An 18072-nucleotide genomic window follows, 5' to 3' on the forward strand; every position below is an offset into this window, starting at 1 on the left:
CTGCGAGAGGGGCCGAAGGCGCCGTGAATACCTGGAGCGGCCGGGCCACCTCGCGAACAAGCCTCCAGGGATGGATTCACGGCGTGTCCCGCAAATGGCTACCGGCATCGGGGCCGCCACCGAATCAGCTTACGGGCACCGAGCGCCAGGGCTGGTATCATCCACCAATCCGCAAACACAACACCCTATCCCTTATGATCGACACACTGATACACGCCCGCTGGATCATCCCCGTCGTACCCGAACAGAAGGTGTACGAAAACTGTTCGCTGGCGATCGACCAGGGCAAGATCCTCGCCCTACTGCCTTCCGCCGAAGCCGCAGCGCGCTACCAGGCGCGGGAGGAGATCCACCTGGACCGCCACGCCCTGATCCCGGGCCTGATCAATACCCACAACCACGCTGCCATGGCCCTGCTGCGGGGCTTCGCCGACGACCGGCCGCTGATGGACTGGCTGGAAAACCATATCTGGCCGGCGGAACAGCAGTGGGTAAACCCGGAATTCGCCGCCGACGGCGGTCGGCTGGCGATTGCCGAAATGCTCCGCTCCGGCACCACCACCTTCTCCGACCAGTACTTCTTCCCGGAAGCCACAGCGCTGGTGGCGCGTGAAACCGGCGTGCGCGCACAGATCGCCTTCCCTGTACTCGACTTCCCCACCCCCTGGAGCCGCAACGGCGAAGACGCCCTGCAGAAAGGCCTGGCACTGCGGGACGACTACAAGTCCAGCGAGCGCATCGGCGTGGTCTTCGCCCCCCACGCGCCCTACACGGTGGGCGACGAGACCCTGCGCAAGATCGCCGTCTACGCCGCCGAGGCCCAGATCCCGGTACAGATGCACCTGCACGAGACCGCCGGCGAAGTGGAGCGCGCGTTGTCGGAGACCGGCGAGCGCCCCATCGAACGCCTGCAGCGCCTGGGCCTGCTGGGCCCGCAGACCCTCTGCGTGCACATGACCGCGGTCAACGACCGGGATATCGAACTGCTGCAGACCGGCGGCGCCAGCGTCTCCCACTGCCCGAAATCCAACCTCAAACTGGCCTCCGGCTTCTGCCCCGCCGCGCAACTGCTGGACGCCGGCATCAATGTGGCACTCGGCACCGACGGCGCCGCCAGCAACAACGGCCTCGACCTGCTGGCAGAGGCCAGCACCGCCGCCCTGCTGGCCAAGGCCGTCAGCGGCGACGCCGACGCCCTGCCCGCCCACACCGCCCTGGCCATGGCCACCATCAACGGCGCCCGGGCGCTGGGTATCGACCAGGTCACCGGCAGCCTGGAAACCGGCAAGAGCGCCGACCTGGCGGCCGTGGACCTGGGCGGCCTGGAACAGCAACCACTGCACGACCCGCTCTCGCAACTTATCTATACCGCCTGCGGTCACAACGTCAGCGACGTCTGGGTGGCCGGCCGGCAACTGCTGAAAAAGCGCCAATTGCAGACGCTGAACGAGCGGGAAGTGATCCAGCGGGCGCACCAGTGGCGTGCTAGAATCGCCGGCGAATCCTGATCGGGAATCGGGGCTCGAAAAGAATACTGAAACCAGATGCGAAGGCGCCGGCAGCAGTGGCGCCCCAAAGCCCGCTTACGAGAGCAGAACCTGAACGAAGAGACGAAAACTTGACGACCAACGTAGACCCGGCAGAAATCGCCAAATTCGAACAGCTCGCCAGCCGCTGGTGGGATCGCGAGGGCGAGTTCAAGCCGCTGCATGAGATCAACCCGCTGCGCGCCAACTATATCGACCAGCGCGCGCCGGTGGCCGGCAGGAAGTTGCTGGACGTGGGCTGCGGCGGCGGTATCCTGGCCGAGGCCATGGCCCAGCGCGGCGCCGAGGTGACCGGTATCGATATGGGCGAGGCGCCGCTAAAGGTGGCCAAGCTGCACGCACTGGAGAGCGGCGTCAAAGTGGATTACCGGCGCGTACAGGTGGAGGAACTGGCGGCGGAACAGCCGGGCAGTTTCGATATCGTCACCTGCCTGGAAATGCTCGAGCATGTACCCGACCCGGCCTCGGTGATCCGCGCCTGCGCCGCACTGGCCAGGCCCGGCGGCCAGGTGTTTTTCTCCACTATCAACCGCACTCCCAAGGGCTGGCTGTTCGCCGTGGTGGGCGCCGAGTATCTACTGCGCCTGCTGCCCAAGGGCACCCACGAATACGGCAAGTTTATCCGCCCGTCCGAAATGGGCGCCTGGCTGCGCGAAGCGGAGCTGGAAACGCGAGATATCACCGGCATGACCTACAACCCGCTGACGCGCCGCTACAAGCTGGACCCGCGGGATGTGGACGTCAACTACCTGATGCACGCGAGCAAACCTGAATAACCTGGCCCCTCCATGAAAGCAGTACTCTTCGACCTCGACGGCACCCTCTTCGATACCGCCCCGGACTTTATCGTTGTGCTCAACCAGCTGCGCGAACAGGAACAACTGCCGCCACTTCCGGACGCCACCATTCGCTCGGCGGTCTCCAACGGCACCCGCGCCCTGGTGACCCTGGGCTTCGGCAAAGACGAAAATGACCCCGCCTTCGAAGGCCTGCGCCAGCGGCTGCTGGATCTCTACCTGGCCCACCTGGCGGAAAAGACCGTGCCCTTCCCCGGTATCGAAAGCCTGCTCGACAGGCTGGCGGCCGAGGAAATCGCCTGGGGGATTGTCACCAACAAACCGGAAGCCTACACGGTGCCACTGATGCAGGCCTTCACCCGCCTGCCCGCGCCCGGCGCCGTCATCTGCCCGGATCACGTCAGCAAGCGCAAACCCGACCCGGAAGCGGTGCTGCTGGCCTGCAGCCAGATCGGCTGCCGGCCGCAGGATGCCGTCTATGTGGGCGATCACGAGCGGGATATCGCCGCCGGCCGCAACGCGGGCACGCCCACCATCGCCTGCCGCTACGGCTATATCGACGAGGGCGACGATCCCGCCAACTGGGGCGCCGACCACCTGGTGGATTCGGCGGAGGAAATCTGGCCGCTGCTGGAAAGGGAGTATCTGGGGACGGGACTCGGGGAAACCCCGCAAGAACCCACTTAGAATCTCGCACAAAGCCGGAAAAGGGTATCCCTCCCGGCCCGGCACTGAGGCCAGCTTACTGAGAAGTTTAAACCGGCTTTAACAACGGCCATTGGCCACGACCAACCTACTTGATACGACAAGCTCCGGAATCTGTATGTCTGAATTTATCGGCGACTACAAAGCTCCCAGGGACCTGCTGAAAGACAAGGTCATCCTGGTCACCGGTGCCGGCGACGGCATCGGTCGCGTGGCCGCGAAAACCTTCGCCGCCCACGGTGCCACAGTGATCCTGCTGGGCCGCACGACGCCCAAGCTGGAAGTGGTCTACGACGAAATCGAGAAAGCCGGCGGCCCGCAGCCGGCGATCTTCCCGATGGACCTGAGCGATGCGCGCAGCGAAACCTTCGAGCAATTTGCCGAGGCGGTGGAACAGGAATTCGGCCGCCTGGACGGATTGCTGCACAACGCCGGCCTGCTGGGTCAGCGCACCCCCATCGCCAACTATCATTTCGGCACTTGGGAACAGGTAATGCAGGTGAACGTGAACGCCGCCTTCGGCCTCACCAAAACGCTGCTGCCGCTGCTGGAAAAATCGCAAGCCGGCTCGATCGTTTTTACCGGTTCCGGTGTGGGCCTGAAAGGCCGCGCCTACTGGGGCGCCTACTCGGTATCGAAGTTCGCCACCGAGGGCCTGATGCAGGTACTGGCCGATGAACTGGATGGCGTCTCCGAAGTGCGCGCCAACAGCATCAACCCGGGTGCCACCCGCACCAATATGCGCGCGGCCGCCTACCCGGCCGAGAACCCGAACACCGTAACCACGCCGAAAGATATCATGCCGACCTATCTGTACCTGATGGGGGATGACAGCAGGGGCGTGAGTGGCAGGCAGTTTAATGCACAGGGATAGGGAGTGGTAAAGGTTGGCGATAAGTGATGGGATACCCGGGCTTCGCCGGGGCATCCCCAACTGGAAGGATTACTCGTCGGCGTTATCGCTTTCCCCTTCCGGCATCTCGTCCATGACCTCTTCCGCGGCTTCTTCGGTCTCTTCGGCAGCGGTATCCACTGCCGCTTCGGCGGCGTCCGCGGATTCCTCGGCCGTATCCATCATATGCTCGGGGGCATCGGCGAATACGTCGCCCTCGGTTTCCGCCATCTCGTTGCTGGCAACCACGCCTTCCTCTCCGGCTTCCCCGGCAACCTCTTCCGTTTTGCCACCGGCCTCCTCTACGGCCGTATCGACTTCACTGGCGATTTCCGCCTCGGGAGCGGTGGGCTCCATATTCTGGTAATAGAAGTAGCCGCCGATGGCAGCGATGACGATTGCGGGAATAACGAGTTTCTTCATTTTTCAACCCCTGACAGTATGGATTTATGGTTATTAGGTACCGGTCATTGTTCCATGCCGGTTCTGATCAGAATGTGACAATCGGCACGTTTCCGTTTGAGGATTTCCCATCCATCCGGCAGAATCCACCTAACCCAACTAGCCAGACTGACATTATGCGAACTCTTACCCTTATCGCCCTACTGCTGGCGGCCAGTGGTTCCGGCGCCGATTCCATCACCAACCAGCTCAAGGGCTGCGCCAGCCTCGAAAAGGACAGTGAGCGCCTCGCCTGCTACGACGCACTGAGCCGCTCCCTGGATGAGCGCGCGGAGGAGGATTTCGGCCGCGAACAGAAGCGTATTGCCGAGGAAGCGCCGGATTCCATCAAGGCGACAGTCGATCGCATTCGGGAGGCCGCCTACGGCAAGCTGGTGATCACACTGGACAACGGCCAGGTGTGGCGCCAGAACGACAGCACCCGGGTCAACTGGAACGAAGGCGATACGGTGATGGTGGAACGGGCACTGTTCGGCTCTTTCATGATGAAGAAAGAGGGCGGGGCGCGGAGTATGCGGGTGAAACGATTGAAGTAAAAACGCCTTTTAAAACGCGTCGTGCACACGGCGCCCCCTACGCACCCGCTGAGATCCTTTCACCCTGCCATAGGAGGCCCGAAATGAAACGTCCTGCAATTCTCCTCCTTACCGGTGCCCTGCTCTCTACCGGTGCTGCCGCCGATTGCCGGAAGGACAGCGAGGGCCATGTCCGCTGCGGCAAGGGCCAATGTGCCAGGGACAGGTACGGCAAAATCTATTGCGCCAACGCCGGCGGCGGCGCGGTTAAAGACAGGACCGGCAACGTGGTCTGCGGTGTCGGCTACTGTGCCGAGGACTACCTGGGCAAAATCTGGTGCTCGCAAAAGCCGGAAGGCGGCGCTGAGGCAGACAGGCAAGGCGAAGTGAAATGTCTCGGCGACTGCGCCCCCGGCTCCGCACGCCTGTGCAGTGAAGCGCGCTGACTCCACTGACAGATGGCCCCGAAAGGGCCACCTGCCATCGGGCACTCAGATATCGCCGCCAACTGCGGCTTCTACCGCAGCTTCCGCCGCGGCATCGGCAGAGTTATCGGCTGCCTCACCGGCAACATCCGCTGCGGTTTCAGCGGCGGAGGCCGCGGCGTCCCGGGCCGTGTCGGCGGCATCGACTGCGGTTTCAGCGGCGGTGGTCGCAGCATCCCGGGCCGTATCGGCAGTAGTATCGGCGGCATCGACAGCCGCATCAGCTACCGCATCGGCGGAATCCACCGCAGCCTCGGCACCCGCCTCGCCGCGCTGGCGGGCGTCATTGGCAGTCTGCAGACCAAACGCAGCATTGGCTTCGGCCTCTTCGGCGGCCTCGGCGGGCAGGGACAGCGAGTCGATTCCGCTATCGGCATCCTCGCTTTCGCTCACCACGCTCATGCGCACATCCAGCTCACCGCCGGCCGAAACATCGGCCTTTTCACCGGCTCGCACGCTGGCATCGGCACTGGCCGATCCTTCCGCACCAGCGGATGCCTGTGCTGCTACCGGCACTGACGCGGTACCCATGGCTGCAGAAACCAACAGCGCTGAAAGCAATTTGCCTTGCATTTCCATAATCTGACTCCTATCGCGTGTATTATCAGGATAATTGAACATTTGCACTGACTGACACGCAGCGACCGGGGAAAAGGTTCCCACTGGAACGCCCATCGGGCTGTATTGGCAGAAACAGGAAAGAGTGCCAAGCTCCCGGATGCCGCCCGGTTGAGAAACCCCAAGCTTGATGCGAAAGGTCCGTACTATGTCCCCGGAGTTCACCAGCCTCAGCCAGTTGCTGGAACATATCGCCAAAACGGCCAAACGCCGGCAGCGGGTTTCACTGGACCTGGTGGTGCGGGAGGTGGGACAGCGCTCCTTTGCCCCGCTGTTGCTACTGGTGGGGATTATCCTCTTCTCGCCACTTTCCGGTATTCCCGGCGTACCCACGCTAATGGCGATACTGGTACTGCTGGTGGCGGTGCAACTACTCCTGGGCCGGCAACACTTCTGGCTGCCGCAGTGGATGCTGAAGCGCTCCGTCCCGGAAAGGAAATTGCTCAAGGCGCTGGACTGGCTGTACGGGCCGGCCCGGTTTATCGACCGCTGGCTGCGGCCGCGGCTGACTTTCCTGGTACGACGCACCGGTACCTATGTGATCGCCGCAATCTGTGCAGTCATTGCGCTGGCGCTGCCGGCAATGGAAATCATCCCCTTCTCCGCCACCACCGCCGGACTGGCCCTGACCGCCTTCGGCCTGGCGCTGGTGACCCACGACGGACTGCTGGCGGTGCTCGCGTTTGTATTCACCGGGCTGCTGGTGATGATGGTTCTGCTGGGCCTCCTGGGGCTGCTGTGACGCGGTACTCCGCCGATCGCCGTGCCCCTATCCTGTTGGACTTCTTGGGGTGAGCGCAGCGAAGTCCAACGAGCCAAACGGGTCACTTCACCGATTCCTCCGATACCGGGATACCCAGCGAACGCGGGAACCTGGCCAGGGCGGCAATGGCGATCAGGTCGTAGACTGCGTGCCAGGTAATCACCAGCAACAGGCTGTGGCTGAGCCAGTAGGTCGCACCCAGCACCACGCCGATGCCGGTGGCAATAGCGAAATAGACAAAGGACCCGTAGTGCAGCAGGCCGAAGGCCACGGCTGTCACCAGAATCGCAATGGCCGGTGAACTGACGCCCTGCAGCCAGGGCTGCACAAAGCCGCGGAACAACAGCTCCTCGCAGAAACCGGCGGCCAGCGCCGCGGTCGTTATCTGAAACCAGGAAAAGCCCCTGAAGAAAGGATGCAGCGCGCCGCAGAGGGCGCGCAACTGTACACCGATGGTGGTTGGCGAGCGTGTCAGCCCGAGTATCAGGGCGTAGCTCAACAACGCGCCGAGCAGGCCCAGAGCCAGCGATAAGGCGGCACCTGTGTCCCACCAGGACACTGCCACCTCACCGAAATACAGGCAGGCCGCAGCGATGATGAAAGTGACCAGCTGGATGGCCATCGCCAGGCCGAAAGCATCCGCGCTTTTCAGGCCGGGGTAACTCATACCAGTCTCCCGATCGCCAGCGGAACCGGCTCCCCCAGAAAATTGTCACTCAGGTGATCGTCTCTCGCCCCGGCCATTCACTCAGCTCCCGCGGGGATCACATCTTTAAGCCGCGCGCGGCCGCCGCCGGAGACCATCACTTCCGCCACACCGCCGTTGCGCAGGTCGCTCTCCAGCTCCAGCGCCTTCTCTTTCGGGGCAAAAAATGCCTCTATGCCGTAGTCGATGTGGTAATTATCCCGCGCGCCGCCGAGCCAGGAGCCGGTGACCCTGCCGCGCAGGAAAAGTCCCTCATCCGGCTTTTCCAGGCCGGCGCCGGCCAGTTCGTGGAGCCCCTCGCGGCCCGGCTCGAGCGAGATATAGACCACTTCCCCCCGGCGCAGACTGGCGCCCTCCGGAAAATGTTCCGCGGAGACCTGTGAAATCTCGTACTCGAGCCGCGCGTAGTTGCCGCGGAACAGCGAGCGCGGGTCTACCGGAATTGTCTTCAGGTGAATTTCCTCGCCGCTCCACAGCGGCATCTGCGCGGCGACGTACATGCCGGTGAGGATCAGGAACTGGAAGGCGATGGCCACCGCCAGGCCGGGCTTCAGGATCCTTTTCATCATCCCTTTCATCGGGCTTCCTCCCGCGCCTGATGGCGCTTCCAGTACTTTGCCGCCCCCAGCAACACGATGGCAAAAACGGTAAAGATCAGGGCCCCGCCCAGATAGTCGCCGATCAGGTCGATATAGCGCAGGAAGGCAGTGATCAGGATGGCCGACACGCCGAGAAAGAAGTAGTGGGAAATCCCGCTGTGAATCCCGCGCACGATCAGCCAGACACCGCTGCCGATCAGCGCGAAATTGGTGACTACCTGGAAGTGAACCGCGTGCTCCGGATTGCGCGACAGGCTGACGGCCAGCAACAGCCCCCAGAGCCCCGCCAACAGCACTGCGGTGGATCGCAGGCGCCCCGATCGCCACCCCAGCCACAGGGTAAGCGCCGCGAACAGCGCCAGCATCAGCCACATGGACAGGAGATGATTCCAGTCCGCTTCCAGCAGCCCCTCCCAGGGGTTGTCGAAGCTCATTACCAGCATCAGCACCAGCGCAAAGCGCAGGCACCAGACAGAAATGACCGCCGCGTAGTCCTTCGCCGTGGCGGAGGCGCGCTCACCCAGCCACTGGCCGAAGGCAAACAGCAGCACAAAGAGCCCGGCGGCCACGGCGAGATTCTCCGCGTGGAAATCGAACAGGAAGAAGTCCCCGTCGTCTCGCCACAGCGCGGCCAGTGAATACTCCACCCAGAAGCCGACACTGGCGATCGCCACCAGCAGCAGGACGATGCTCTGGCGCCCACCCCAGAGCACAAACAGGGAGGCAAACACAAACAGCGGGAACAGAACCGGGTAAAAGCCGAGTGAAACCTGCAGGAAAAACCAGACCAGTGCGAGGATATTGGCCTGCAATGCCAGCCAGGGACTGCGCGTCAACAGTGCGAACGGCAGGCAGCCCAGCGCCCACCAGAAGACGCCGTCCGGCATGTGTTCGCCGAGATGGTAGATCTGCGCAATCAGGATGATCGAGGCACCGTAGAAGAGGTTGCCGAGCAGGAAGAGCCCCACCCCGCCGCTCTCATCGCCACCGGCGTAGCGGCGCAACGCCAGTGCCTGGGTGGTCACGGTCAGCGCAATCAGCCCCACCATGCGCAGGGCGCGGGGAATCTCGTCCCAGTTGGCTCCCAGCAGCGTGATGATGGCGAGGCCGATAAACAGGTAGCCCAGCCCCACCAGCACGTTGTAACCGAAGGAGCGGTTTTTGGCGCGGTGGTAGTCCACCTCATAGCGCCGGCAGATCTGCTCCGCCTGGGGCTCGCTGATCAGGCCATCCTCCACCCAGTCGGCCGCCTCCCGCGCCAGGTCGTTCTTCAGTAATCGTATCAAGCGCATCCTATGGCCCCGTCCGCCCGTATTGGGAATCACTATCCGCCGCCCGGTCATCTGTATGGAAGCGACGCAGTGGTCAGTTGTCCGCGGAGTATCCCCAATGGCGCTGGAATCTGCAATTGGGCATTCCTGTAGTCAATTTGCAATGGAACCTATGGATAAAAAGCAATCAATCACTACAAGCTATTACCATTATTGAAATAGATTATTTTAATCAATAAACATTGGGCCATAGTATTACTCGCGTTCCAGACAACTTGATACGCAAACACACAGCGAACGAGGAGCAAACTATGTCTCGCTACATCGAATCCGAACTGAAGCCCTTCAACGCCAAGGCCTACCAGGCCGGCGACTTCTTCGACATCAGCGATGCGGATGTCAAAGGCAAGTGGGCGGTGTTCTTCTTCTATCCGGCCGACTTTACCTTCGTCTGCCCCACCGAGCTGGGCGACCTGGCCGACAACTATGAAGAGTTCAAGAAACTCGGTGTGGAAATCTACTCCGTCTCCACCGACACCCACTTCACCCACAAGGCGTGGCACGACTCTTCAGAGACCATCGGCAAGATCCAGTACCCGATGATCGGCGACCCGACCGGCACCATCACCCGCAACTTTGGCGTGATGATCGAGGAAGAAGGCATCGCCGACCGCGGCACCTTCGTCATCGATCCGGAAGGCAAGATCCAGATCGTCGAGATCACCGCCGGCGGTATCGGCCGCGATGCCCAGGAACTGCTGCGCAAGATCAAGGCCGCCCAGTACGTCGCCGCCCACCCAGGTGAAGTATGCCCGGCCAAGTGGAAAGAAGGCGAGGAAACCCTGGCGCCGTCCCTGGACCTGGTCGGCAAGATCTGAACCTTCTTACTCCCCTCTCCCTGGAGGGGCCGGGGAAGACGGCTTCCAGCCGCTTCCCCGCTGGGAACGCCGAGCTCCAGCTCGGCACGCGGGCCGCAGGCCCGCCAAGACCTCAACCGGGACTGCCATCCCCATTGCCCACCGCCAGGTGGGCCTTTTTAGGGAGCCCCTGAACAAGTTTCCCGAGCCATCAGGGAATTTCTTCAGAGCCTTCTCAACCCAAACCGGAAACAGGACACAACGATGTTGGATGCAAACCTGAAACAGCAACTGGACATCTATCTGCGCAATATCAAAGATCCGATCGAGATTCTTGTGTCCGGTGACGACAGCCCCAAATCCGCCGAACTGGAAGAGCTCGCCTTCGAGATCGTCGGCCTCTCCGACAAGATCCGGGCCAGCAAGGGCGATGCCGGACGCACCCCGAGCATGGCCATCGGCCCTGTCGGTGAAGCGCCGCGTGTCAGCTTCGCCGGCATTCCCCTGGGCCATGAATTCACCTCGCTGGTACTGGCCCTGCTGCAGGCCGGCGGCCATCCGTCCAAGGCCGATCCGGAAGTCCTCGAACAGGTGCGCAACCTGGACGGCGAATTCCATTTCGAGACCTATATCTCGCTGTCGTGCCAGAACTGCCCGGACGTGGTCCAGGCCCTGAACCTGATGGCGACCCTGAACCCGAAGATCACCCACGAGATGATCGACGGCGCCCTCTTCCAGGACGAAGTGGAATCGCTCAACGTGATGGCGGTACCCTCCGTCTACCTGAACGGCGAACACTTCGGCCAGGGCCGCATGACGCTCGAGGAAATCGTAGGCAGGCTCGACACCGGCGCCGCCGAACGCAAGGCCGCCGAACTGAGTGAAAAGGACCCGTACGATGTACTGGTTGTGGGCGGCGGCCCCGCCGGCGCCGCGGCCGCCATCTACGCCGCGCGCAAGGGCATTCGCACCGGCCTGGTCGCCGAGCGCTTCGGCGGCCAGGTGATGGACACCGTGGGTATCGAGAACTTTATCTCCGTCCCCTACACCGAGGGCCCGAAACTGTCCGCGAGCCTGGAACAGCACGTCAAGGAATACGGTGTGGACATCATCACCGACCAGCGCGCCGCCGGCCTCAGCCGCGACGGCCTGGTAAAACTGGACCTGGAGAGCGGTGCCAACCTGTCCGGCCGCTCCGTGGTGCTGGCCACCGGCGCCCGCTGGCGCCCGCTGGGTGTGCCCGGTGAAGAGGAATACCGCACCAAAGGTGTGGCCTACTGCCCCCACTGCGACGGCCCCTTCTTCAAGGGCAGGGATGTGGCTGTGATCGGCGGCGGTAACTCGGGTATCGAGGCGGCCATCGACCTGGCGGGCATCGTCAAGCATGTCACCGTGCTGGAATTCGCCGACACGCTGCGCGCCGACGAAGTACTGGTGCGTAAGGCGCGCTCGATGGACAACATCGATATCATCGTCAACGCCCAGACAACGGAAATCACCGGCGACGGCAACAAGGTCAACGGCCTCACCTACACCGATCGCGAGACCGGCGACAGCAAACAACTGGAACTGGCGGGCGTCTTCGTGCAGATCGGCCTGGTGCCCAACACCGAGTTCCTGGAGCACAGCAGCCTGGAGATGAACCGCATCGGCGAAATCGCCATCGACGAACGCGGCGCCACCTCCATGCCGGGCGTCTACGCCGCCGGCGACGCCACCACCGTGCCCTACAAGCAGATTGTGATCTCCATGGGTGCGGGCGCTACGGCGGCTCTGGGGGCCTTTGACTACCTGATCCGTTCTTCGGTATCTGACGAGGTCGGGGAAGCTGCAGACAATGGTGAACCTGAAGCGCTGGCCGAGAGCGCTTGAACCACTTGGCTACCAAATGACGGCCGGCAGACGTCGGCCGTCTTCTCCCTCCCCGAGCTGTTTAAACACCGAGCCAGCCCCCTCCCTCTATTCTGGCATCAGGAAAAACGATAACCGGGCCTGATTCCTGCCCGGATTATCAGATTCCACGAAAGTTTCTCCGGACGCAGGGTTTTCATAGGCTGTTCCTGTCTGCCCATTCGCCTGCGGCCTCGACGCTGTGGCCCTTCCGGCGTATTCTTGGGAACATTATCTCATTCTGGAAACAAGGTGAGGAAAGTTGGCCACTGTGTGAAGAAATTGCGTTTATTACTTGCATCCACGCATCACAGTTTCGAGGCACTTTGCCATTTAATGGCCGCGGAAGGACTGAAAACCATTGAATCCTGTACCACCCAGTACTCTTGTAGTCGGCGCCGGAGCCAGCGGTCTTGCCTTTGCGCTTGTATATGCACAGGCAGGCGCCAATGTTCGTATCATCGATAAGAGAAAACATCGATCAATGACAGGAAAGGCCACAGGAGTGGCACAAGGAGTATGGAATCAACTCCACCGGTTTGGAATCACTTCTTCCGTACTGGCGGCTGCGACTCCGATGCGCAACTTTGTCTTCCACGATGACGAAGCACTGATTGCAAATGTTCCGGTACCAGAGATATCTGGCAGAGCCCCGGCCCACCTCTATCCTCAATGGCAGCTCGAATGCGACATGGAGAAAGCACTTGTCGCATACGGTGTGGAGGTGGAATACGGGATAACCTTGGTTGAGTTTCATCAATCCAGGGAGCATGTACAGGCTACTCTGAAGCACAATGACGAACCCCGGACAGAACAGTATGAGACAGACTGGCTGATTGGTGCAGATGGCGCGCACAGTGATACCCGAAGAATACTGAACCTGCCGTTCCCCGGACGGGACTATCCAGGACCATGGTCTGTCGCAGAAATAGCCACATCGCTATGGCCTCGCCAAGTGCAGGCTCAACTGTTCCTGCATCGCGACGGCGTCGGGCTGTTTTTATCCCAACCGTCTCATGGTGCCGTACAGGGCATCCTGAATGCGAAGGGCGCAGCCAGCGAACTCAAGAAAAGGTTCGCAGATGCAGAACTCCGGTATGAGCGTGAATTCCAGGTATCGCTGCGGCGCGTGTCGAAACCACGGCTGGGGAGAGTGTGGTTGATTGGGGATTCAGCACATGTGCAATCGCCGGTTGGCGGCCAGGGACTCAACCTTGCTATCTGGGATGGAATTACACTCGCGAATGCATTGCTCAATGCTGATCTGACCGTCGAACGACGCCTTGCATCACGCGCAAGGCGGACACTCCTGTTTACTGACTTCGACTATAGAATGCTCGCTACAAGGAACCGGGCGATACGAATACTGCGAAACTTCTACTGGAGTTTCGCATCCAGGTATCCGATCGTCGCGAAGTGGTTTTTCAGGATTATCTCGGGTGCCTGGTAGTCGAGAATACCAACTCATACAACAGAATCGAGGCTGTGGAACAGGTCAGCAAGGCACTGCAATGCAGACTGATATCGTCCACTACAGTCAATCTATACACCCGGCGGGCGTGTACCCGCCATCGTTGGCATGACCTCGCGCATCAGGTCGACAAAGGTGCGCAGCCGGGCCGGGTAATAGGCGGCGTAGGGATACAGCAGATAAATGGGCAGGGGATGCGCACACCACTGTGGCTGGATACGGACAAGACGCCCAGCCTTCAGATCTTCCTGTACAATCCATGTAGACACTATCGCGACCCCCAGCCCTTCGAGCACACTCTGGCGCAGGGCATAGAGGCTGTCGGTACTGAACCGGGGCAGGATGTTGAGTTGCTGTGAGCGATCAGCACGCCGATCGACCAAGGTCACTTCGTTGCGGTAATAGGTGCTCAAGGCAACCCAGGGAAGCCGCTCCAGATCCTGCACCCGTTCTATGGTCGGGGATTGCTCGAGTAATCCCGATGCCGCAACCACAATACGCGGCATCTCCGCCAACAGCACGGCGATCACCGACGGGTCCGTCACGCTGCCCACATGGATCGCGCAGTCGATGTTATCGGCGATAAAATCGGGCGAGTGGTCGTTCAACATCCAGTCAATGGACACCTCAGGATAGCGCTGCAGATAGCGGCTCAGTGGCCGGATCATCTGATCCTGGCCAAAGGCATGGGGAGCGCGCACCCGCAGGCGCCCCGTCGGCTCATCCCCCGCCCCCCGCAGGCCGTCTTCCAGCTCAGACCACTGTTCGATCAGCGTTCTGGCGTGGACGTAGCAACGTTCGCCATCGTCAGTCAGCTTCCGACCGTGGGTACTGCGCAGAATCAGCTTGGTTCCGAGCAGCTTCTCCAGGGTATTCAAGCGGCGGCTGATCGTGGGCTGGGTTGTACCGAGCTGCCGGGCGGCCGCTGAGAGACTGCCGCTATCGACGATCCGCACAAACGTCCGCATCAACTCTATACGGTCTATTCCCAGGCTACTTAATTGGCTCATATGCCAAGTGTATAACAGTCTTTCCTGTCAGCCGTCTACCGGCAAGGCAGCGCATCGGTGAAACTCCACAGCCCTCGAGCAACATAGGCCATCTATCGAGCGCACAGCGCCGGCGCTCCCGGCCCGGCGGTTGCCACCGGTCGCCACCAACCGATGGCGCACCAGAACCTCGACCCAACGATTGCCTCCTGACAGGGAAAATGCAGTATGCCAGTTGACAACGGCTCCACTGACGACACCGAGTCGCCGCCACCCCCATCAAGTTATTTCCTGTTAATGGCACTGATATTCGCCATCAACATGGCGGGAACTACGCTACCGGCACCACTGTACCCGCTTTACCAGCATTCCTTCGGCTTCAGCAATCTCACCGTCTCGGTGATCTTTGCCACCTATGCCGTGGGTGTTTTGGGCGCACTGGTCATCACCGGTCCCTGGTCGGACCAGCTCGGGCGCCGCCCGGTACTCTTCGCCGGTCTTTTGGCATCCGCCCTGAGCGCCCTGCTGTTCCTGTACCAGGGCTCTCTCCCGATCCTGCTTCTGGCCCGGTTGCTGTCGGGTATTTCTGCGGGCCTGTTCACCGCGACGGCGACCATTGCGGTGATCGAGCTCGCCCCGCTGCAACAACGTGGACGGGCAGCACTGGCCGCCGGCATCGCCAATATGGGCGGCCTGGGAATGGGGCCTTTGATCGCCGGCCTCCTGTCTCAATACGCGTTTTGGCCACTTCATCTCCCCTACCTGCTGCACCTGGCCCTGATACTGGTCGCCGTAGTGCTGTTGTGGCACCTGCCCGAAACCGTGACACCGCCGCCCCGGCTGCAATTGCGGCGGCAGCCATTGGGATTGCCGCCGGAGGTTCGCGCGCTATTCGTACCGGCTGCCGTGGCCTGCTTTGCCGGCTTCGCGGTGCTCGGTCTGTTTACCTCGCTGGCCCCGGCGGTCATGAGCCAGATTCTGGGCCTGACCGATCGAGCCGGTATCGGCACGGTGATCTTCACGGTCTTTGCCGCCTCCCTCGCAGGTCAGATGATACAGCGTCGAATACCGGACTGGATGCGCCTGCCACTCGCCTGCGTGGCACTGTTCATCGGTGTCGGTCTGCTCGGGTTGTCTATTGCCAGCGGCGCGCTGCTGCCATTGGTCGTGGCCGCGCTTATTGCCGGTGCCGGCCAGGGCGCCATCTTCGCGGCGAGTATCGCCGCAATTGCCGAAGCCAGCCCACCCGGGAAAAAGGCGGAAGTAACCTCGCTGCTGTTCGCGATTGCCTACGTTGCCATTTCGGTGCCGATCGTCAGCCTCGGGCTCGCAATTGAAGCTTTTGGACTGCGGGACGCCGGCATCGCTTTTACAGCGGCAATAATGTTGTCAATCGTTTTCGCCCTGCTCGCCCTGTGGCGTCTCCGCCGCCAGGCACCATCTCCCGTTTGATTCACCTTTCCGGAACAGAGAGCTTTCCCATGACTGAACAGATTCAGCAAAACGCGCACGCCACAGGACCCCTGCCCGTCTTTAATCCCGGCTCTTTCTGGAACCACTTCAGCCGCAACTACGCCATTCTGGATGACATCCGGTTGCACTATGTCGAAGGTGGGGCAGGCAACCCCATCCTGCTTATCCCGGGCTGGCCGCAGAGCTGGTACACCTGGCGCCACGTCATGCACACACTGGTGGAAACCGGTCACCGCGTGATTGCCGTCGACCCGCGGGGAATCGGCGATTCCGATAAGCCGCGCGACGGCTATGACCTGGCGACGGTCGCCCGCGATCTACACCGGTTCGCCGGGCACCTGGGGCTGACCGGCAACGGCACCCTGAATGTGGCCGGGCACGATATCGGCGCCTGGATCGGCTACGCCTGGGCCGCGGACTGGCCGGGCGATATCCGGCGGCTGGCGCTCTACGATGCAGCCCTGCCCGGCATCAGCCCGGCAGGCCCCGGCGGCATTCCCGATGAGACCATCAATGTGAGGACCTGGCACTTCGGCTTCAACCGGCTCGACGATCTTCCAGAACTGCTGATCAGTGGGCGCGAGCGGCTCTATCTGGACTGGCTGTTCAGGAGCAAGGCACGTAACCCCGCAGCCATCACCCCGACGGACCTGGATGAATACACGAGCATATTCAGCGCACCGGGCGCCATGCGGGCCGCTTTTGCCTATTACCGAACGCTGTTCAATGCCGGGGGACTCGAACAGAACCGACTGCGGGCCGACAAAAAACTCTCGATACCGGTTATGGCCTGGGGTGCCGACGGCGGTGTCGGAAACCGGCTCTACACCACGATGCGGGATGTCGCGAACCGGGTTCAGGGCGGCGTTATCAAGCAGTGCGGGCACTTTCCGCCGGAGGAGGCCCCCGACACAGTCGCCGGCCAACTGGCAGACTTTTTCGGGGATTGAAGTTATGGGTCCCGTCGCCGGCAACCGGAGTCGATTCGGGACCCAATCCAGCGCTTCCACCGCCATATCGAAAAAAATAACGTCTGATTGATACGAGCCGACCGTTTGGGGTCATCATGGGATAACCTGGCAGACTACTTTACTTTCGCCTCGTATTTTTTGTCGAGGGGCCGGCAACACACTCAAAGAGCACCTGTAATAACTTCACCCGTAACACCGGCATGCCCCAGCGAGTATACTCGAGAGCACGGTGGCTCCCAGCCAGGCCCCGACCTGAACCCGTCAATTCAGCAGAGAATCGCCTGAGCTTTAATGGGATGAACAGGATCCGGGGCTTTGCTGTCGTGCCTCTGAAGGGCCAAGCAGCCCACACGAGACGGGTCGCTCGATGGCCCGACTCAGAGAGTGTCGATCCAGGACGCAACGACCGTATTCACGTCCTCCGGCGCTGAGCACACGTGTAGCCCCAGAAAAATAGTAATCATCGCAAAACGAACTATCCCGTTTTTTTTCTGGCCCGATGCGCAGCCGCTTTCATTCTGTTTCCGCAAGAGGCCATGCTACACCAGCGGCGGCGATGAGATTTCGTTTGATCGTGAAACAGCAGGATGCAGTCAGGGGCCTCACACTCTTTCACGAGCTGCAAATCTTCCTCAGTAAGCAACTGGACCAGGGCCCACGCTACAGGCTGTAACAGACTCTCACTCTCCATGTTGCGCTTATACACTTTTTTCACAAACACAGCCTCAGCTGGCTCCCATTCGATTTTCTCCATGGGGCAACCCCGTTCCAGCACATGATTGACCACTGCGGGATCCGCGGCCCGGCCCTGTTTTGCCAAGATGATCAGATCCCTCATGTTTTCACGCAATTCCCGGGCAAGTGTGACTATCCCCGCCGGAGGGTTTCCAGGATTTTCCGACAACACGCCCGCCCGTTGAAGCCACGCGAGGACGCTGCCGTCGTCATCCAGGCACTCCCGGCGCTCAGCCCCTACGCCAAACTGCGTGTTGATGAAATCGACTGCGAGATTGCTTGCGATAAACGGTGGCATAGTTTTTGACGACATACCCAGTAACCTT

The 18072-nt window shown here is 61.4% G+C and carries 19 protein-coding genes; 12 read left to right on the top strand and 7 right to left on the bottom strand.

All coding sequences use genetic code 11. From position 1 onward, the window contains the following. Positions 1–194: 194 nt before the first annotated feature. The 4 genes from OQE62_RS15065 to OQE62_RS15080 all read left to right on the top strand — a co-directional run bounded on the left by OQE62_RS15065 (position 195) and on the right by OQE62_RS15080 (position 3923). Positions 195–1508, top strand: a complete 1314-nt coding sequence (locus tag OQE62_RS15065; protein WP_265722920.1) for a TRZ/ATZ family hydrolase — start codon at positions 195–197, stop codon at positions 1506–1508. Between the two features lie 110 nt (positions 1509–1618). Further along, positions 1619–2323: a bifunctional 2-polyprenyl-6-hydroxyphenol methylase/3-demethylubiquinol 3-O-methyltransferase UbiG gene (gene ubiG / locus OQE62_RS15070; protein ID WP_265722871.1), complete on the top strand. Its 705-nt coding sequence runs from the start codon at positions 1619–1621 to the stop codon at positions 2321–2323. A gap of 12 nt (positions 2324–2335) precedes the next feature. Further along, positions 2336–3031, top strand: a complete 696-nt coding sequence (locus OQE62_RS15075) for an HAD-IA family hydrolase (RefSeq protein WP_265722872.1) — start codon at positions 2336–2338, stop codon at positions 3029–3031. A 136-nt stretch (positions 3032–3167) separates the two neighbouring features. Then, entirely contained in the window at positions 3168–3923 is a 756-nt protein-coding gene (locus tag OQE62_RS15080; protein ID WP_265722873.1) for a YciK family oxidoreductase, read from the top strand. A gap of 69 nt (positions 3924–3992) precedes the next feature. On the opposite strand, the gene OQE62_RS15085 is transcribed toward OQE62_RS15080, so the two are convergent. After that, the gene (locus OQE62_RS15085; protein WP_265722874.1) at positions 3993–4364 is read right to left on the bottom strand and encodes a hypothetical protein; all 372 of its coding nucleotides are present in this window, start codon (positions 4362–4364) and stop codon (positions 3993–3995) included. A 155-nt stretch (positions 4365–4519) separates the two neighbouring features. Here OQE62_RS15085 and OQE62_RS15090 point away from each other — a divergent pair, with 155 nt between their 5' ends. Further along, positions 4520–4939 carry a hypothetical protein gene (locus OQE62_RS15090; RefSeq protein WP_265722875.1) on the top strand — a complete coding sequence of 140 codons (420 nt, stop codon included), beginning with the start codon at positions 4520–4522 and terminating at the stop codon, positions 4937–4939. An 83-nt stretch (positions 4940–5022) separates the two neighbouring features. Continuing rightward, positions 5023–5364, top strand: coding sequence for a hypothetical protein (locus OQE62_RS15095; protein WP_265722876.1), 342 nt, complete (start codon positions 5023–5025; stop codon positions 5362–5364). A 45-nt stretch (positions 5365–5409) separates the two neighbouring features. Here OQE62_RS15095 and OQE62_RS15100 read toward each other — a convergent pair whose 3' ends face one another. Next, on the bottom strand, positions 5410–5982 hold the full coding sequence (locus OQE62_RS15100) for a hypothetical protein (RefSeq protein WP_265722877.1): 573 nt from the start codon (positions 5980–5982) through the stop codon (positions 5410–5412). Positions 5983–6169: 187 nt separating this feature from the next. On the opposite strand from OQE62_RS15100, the gene OQE62_RS15105 reads away from it, so the two are divergent. Continuing rightward, positions 6170–6763 carry an exopolysaccharide biosynthesis protein gene (locus OQE62_RS15105; protein WP_265722878.1) on the top strand — a complete coding sequence of 198 codons (594 nt, stop codon included), beginning with the start codon at positions 6170–6172 and terminating at the stop codon, positions 6761–6763. Between the two features lie 82 nt (positions 6764–6845). On the opposite strand, the gene OQE62_RS15110 is transcribed toward OQE62_RS15105, so the two are convergent. From OQE62_RS15110 to OQE62_RS15120, 3 genes are all read right to left on the bottom strand, one after another. Further along, on the bottom strand, positions 6846–7451 hold the full coding sequence (locus tag OQE62_RS15110; RefSeq protein WP_265722879.1) for a CPBP family intramembrane glutamic endopeptidase: 606 nt from the start codon (positions 7449–7451) through the stop codon (positions 6846–6848). Between the two features lie 77 nt (positions 7452–7528). Beyond that, positions 7529–8059, bottom strand: a complete 531-nt coding sequence (locus OQE62_RS15115; RefSeq protein ID WP_265722880.1) for a GDYXXLXY domain-containing protein — start codon at positions 8057–8059, stop codon at positions 7529–7531. A 5-nt stretch (positions 8060–8064) separates the two neighbouring features. After that, complete coding sequence (locus OQE62_RS15120) at positions 8065–9381, bottom strand: DUF2157 domain-containing protein (protein WP_265722881.1); 1317 nt, start codon at positions 9379–9381, stop codon at positions 8065–8067. A gap of 290 nt (positions 9382–9671) precedes the next feature. On the opposite strand from OQE62_RS15120, the gene ahpC reads away from it, so the two are divergent. The 3 genes from ahpC (at position 9672) to OQE62_RS15135 (ending at position 13557) form a co-directional block, all read left to right on the top strand. Next, entirely contained in the window at positions 9672–10238 is a 567-nt protein-coding gene (gene ahpC, locus OQE62_RS15125) for an alkyl hydroperoxide reductase subunit C (RefSeq protein WP_265722882.1), read from the top strand. A 243-nt stretch (positions 10239–10481) separates the two neighbouring features. Continuing rightward, positions 10482–12089: an alkyl hydroperoxide reductase subunit F gene (gene ahpF / locus OQE62_RS15130; RefSeq protein WP_265722883.1), complete on the top strand. Its 1608-nt coding sequence runs from the start codon at positions 10482–10484 to the stop codon at positions 12087–12089. A gap of 379 nt (positions 12090–12468) precedes the next feature. Then, a complete protein-coding gene (locus tag OQE62_RS15135) occupies positions 12469–13557 on the top strand; it encodes an FAD-dependent oxidoreductase (protein ID WP_265722884.1) in 1089 nt (362 codons plus the stop codon). A gap of 92 nt (positions 13558–13649) precedes the next feature. On the opposite strand, the gene OQE62_RS15140 is transcribed toward OQE62_RS15135, so the two are convergent. Beyond that, the gene (locus tag OQE62_RS15140) at positions 13650–14588 is read right to left on the bottom strand and encodes a LysR family transcriptional regulator (RefSeq protein ID WP_322746584.1); all 939 of its coding nucleotides are present in this window, start codon (positions 14586–14588) and stop codon (positions 13650–13652) included. A 276-nt stretch (positions 14589–14864) separates the two neighbouring features. On the opposite strand from OQE62_RS15140, the gene OQE62_RS15145 reads away from it, so the two are divergent. Beyond that, positions 14865–16019: an MFS transporter gene (locus OQE62_RS15145; protein WP_265722885.1), complete on the top strand. Its 1155-nt coding sequence runs from the start codon at positions 14865–14867 to the stop codon at positions 16017–16019. A 29-nt stretch (positions 16020–16048) separates the two neighbouring features. Further along, the gene (locus OQE62_RS15150; protein ID WP_265722886.1) at positions 16049–16990 is read left to right on the top strand and encodes an alpha/beta fold hydrolase; all 942 of its coding nucleotides are present in this window, start codon (positions 16049–16051) and stop codon (positions 16988–16990) included. A gap of 496 nt (positions 16991–17486) precedes the next feature. Here OQE62_RS15150 and OQE62_RS15155 read toward each other — a convergent pair whose 3' ends face one another. Next, complete coding sequence (locus OQE62_RS15155) at positions 17487–18059, bottom strand: CGNR zinc finger domain-containing protein (protein WP_265722887.1); 573 nt, start codon at positions 18057–18059, stop codon at positions 17487–17489. Positions 18060–18072 lie beyond the last annotated feature (13 nt).

The organism is Microbulbifer halophilus, assembly GCF_026183675.1.
GTDB lineage: Bacteria > Pseudomonadota > Gammaproteobacteria > Pseudomonadales > Cellvibrionaceae > Microbulbifer > Microbulbifer halophilus.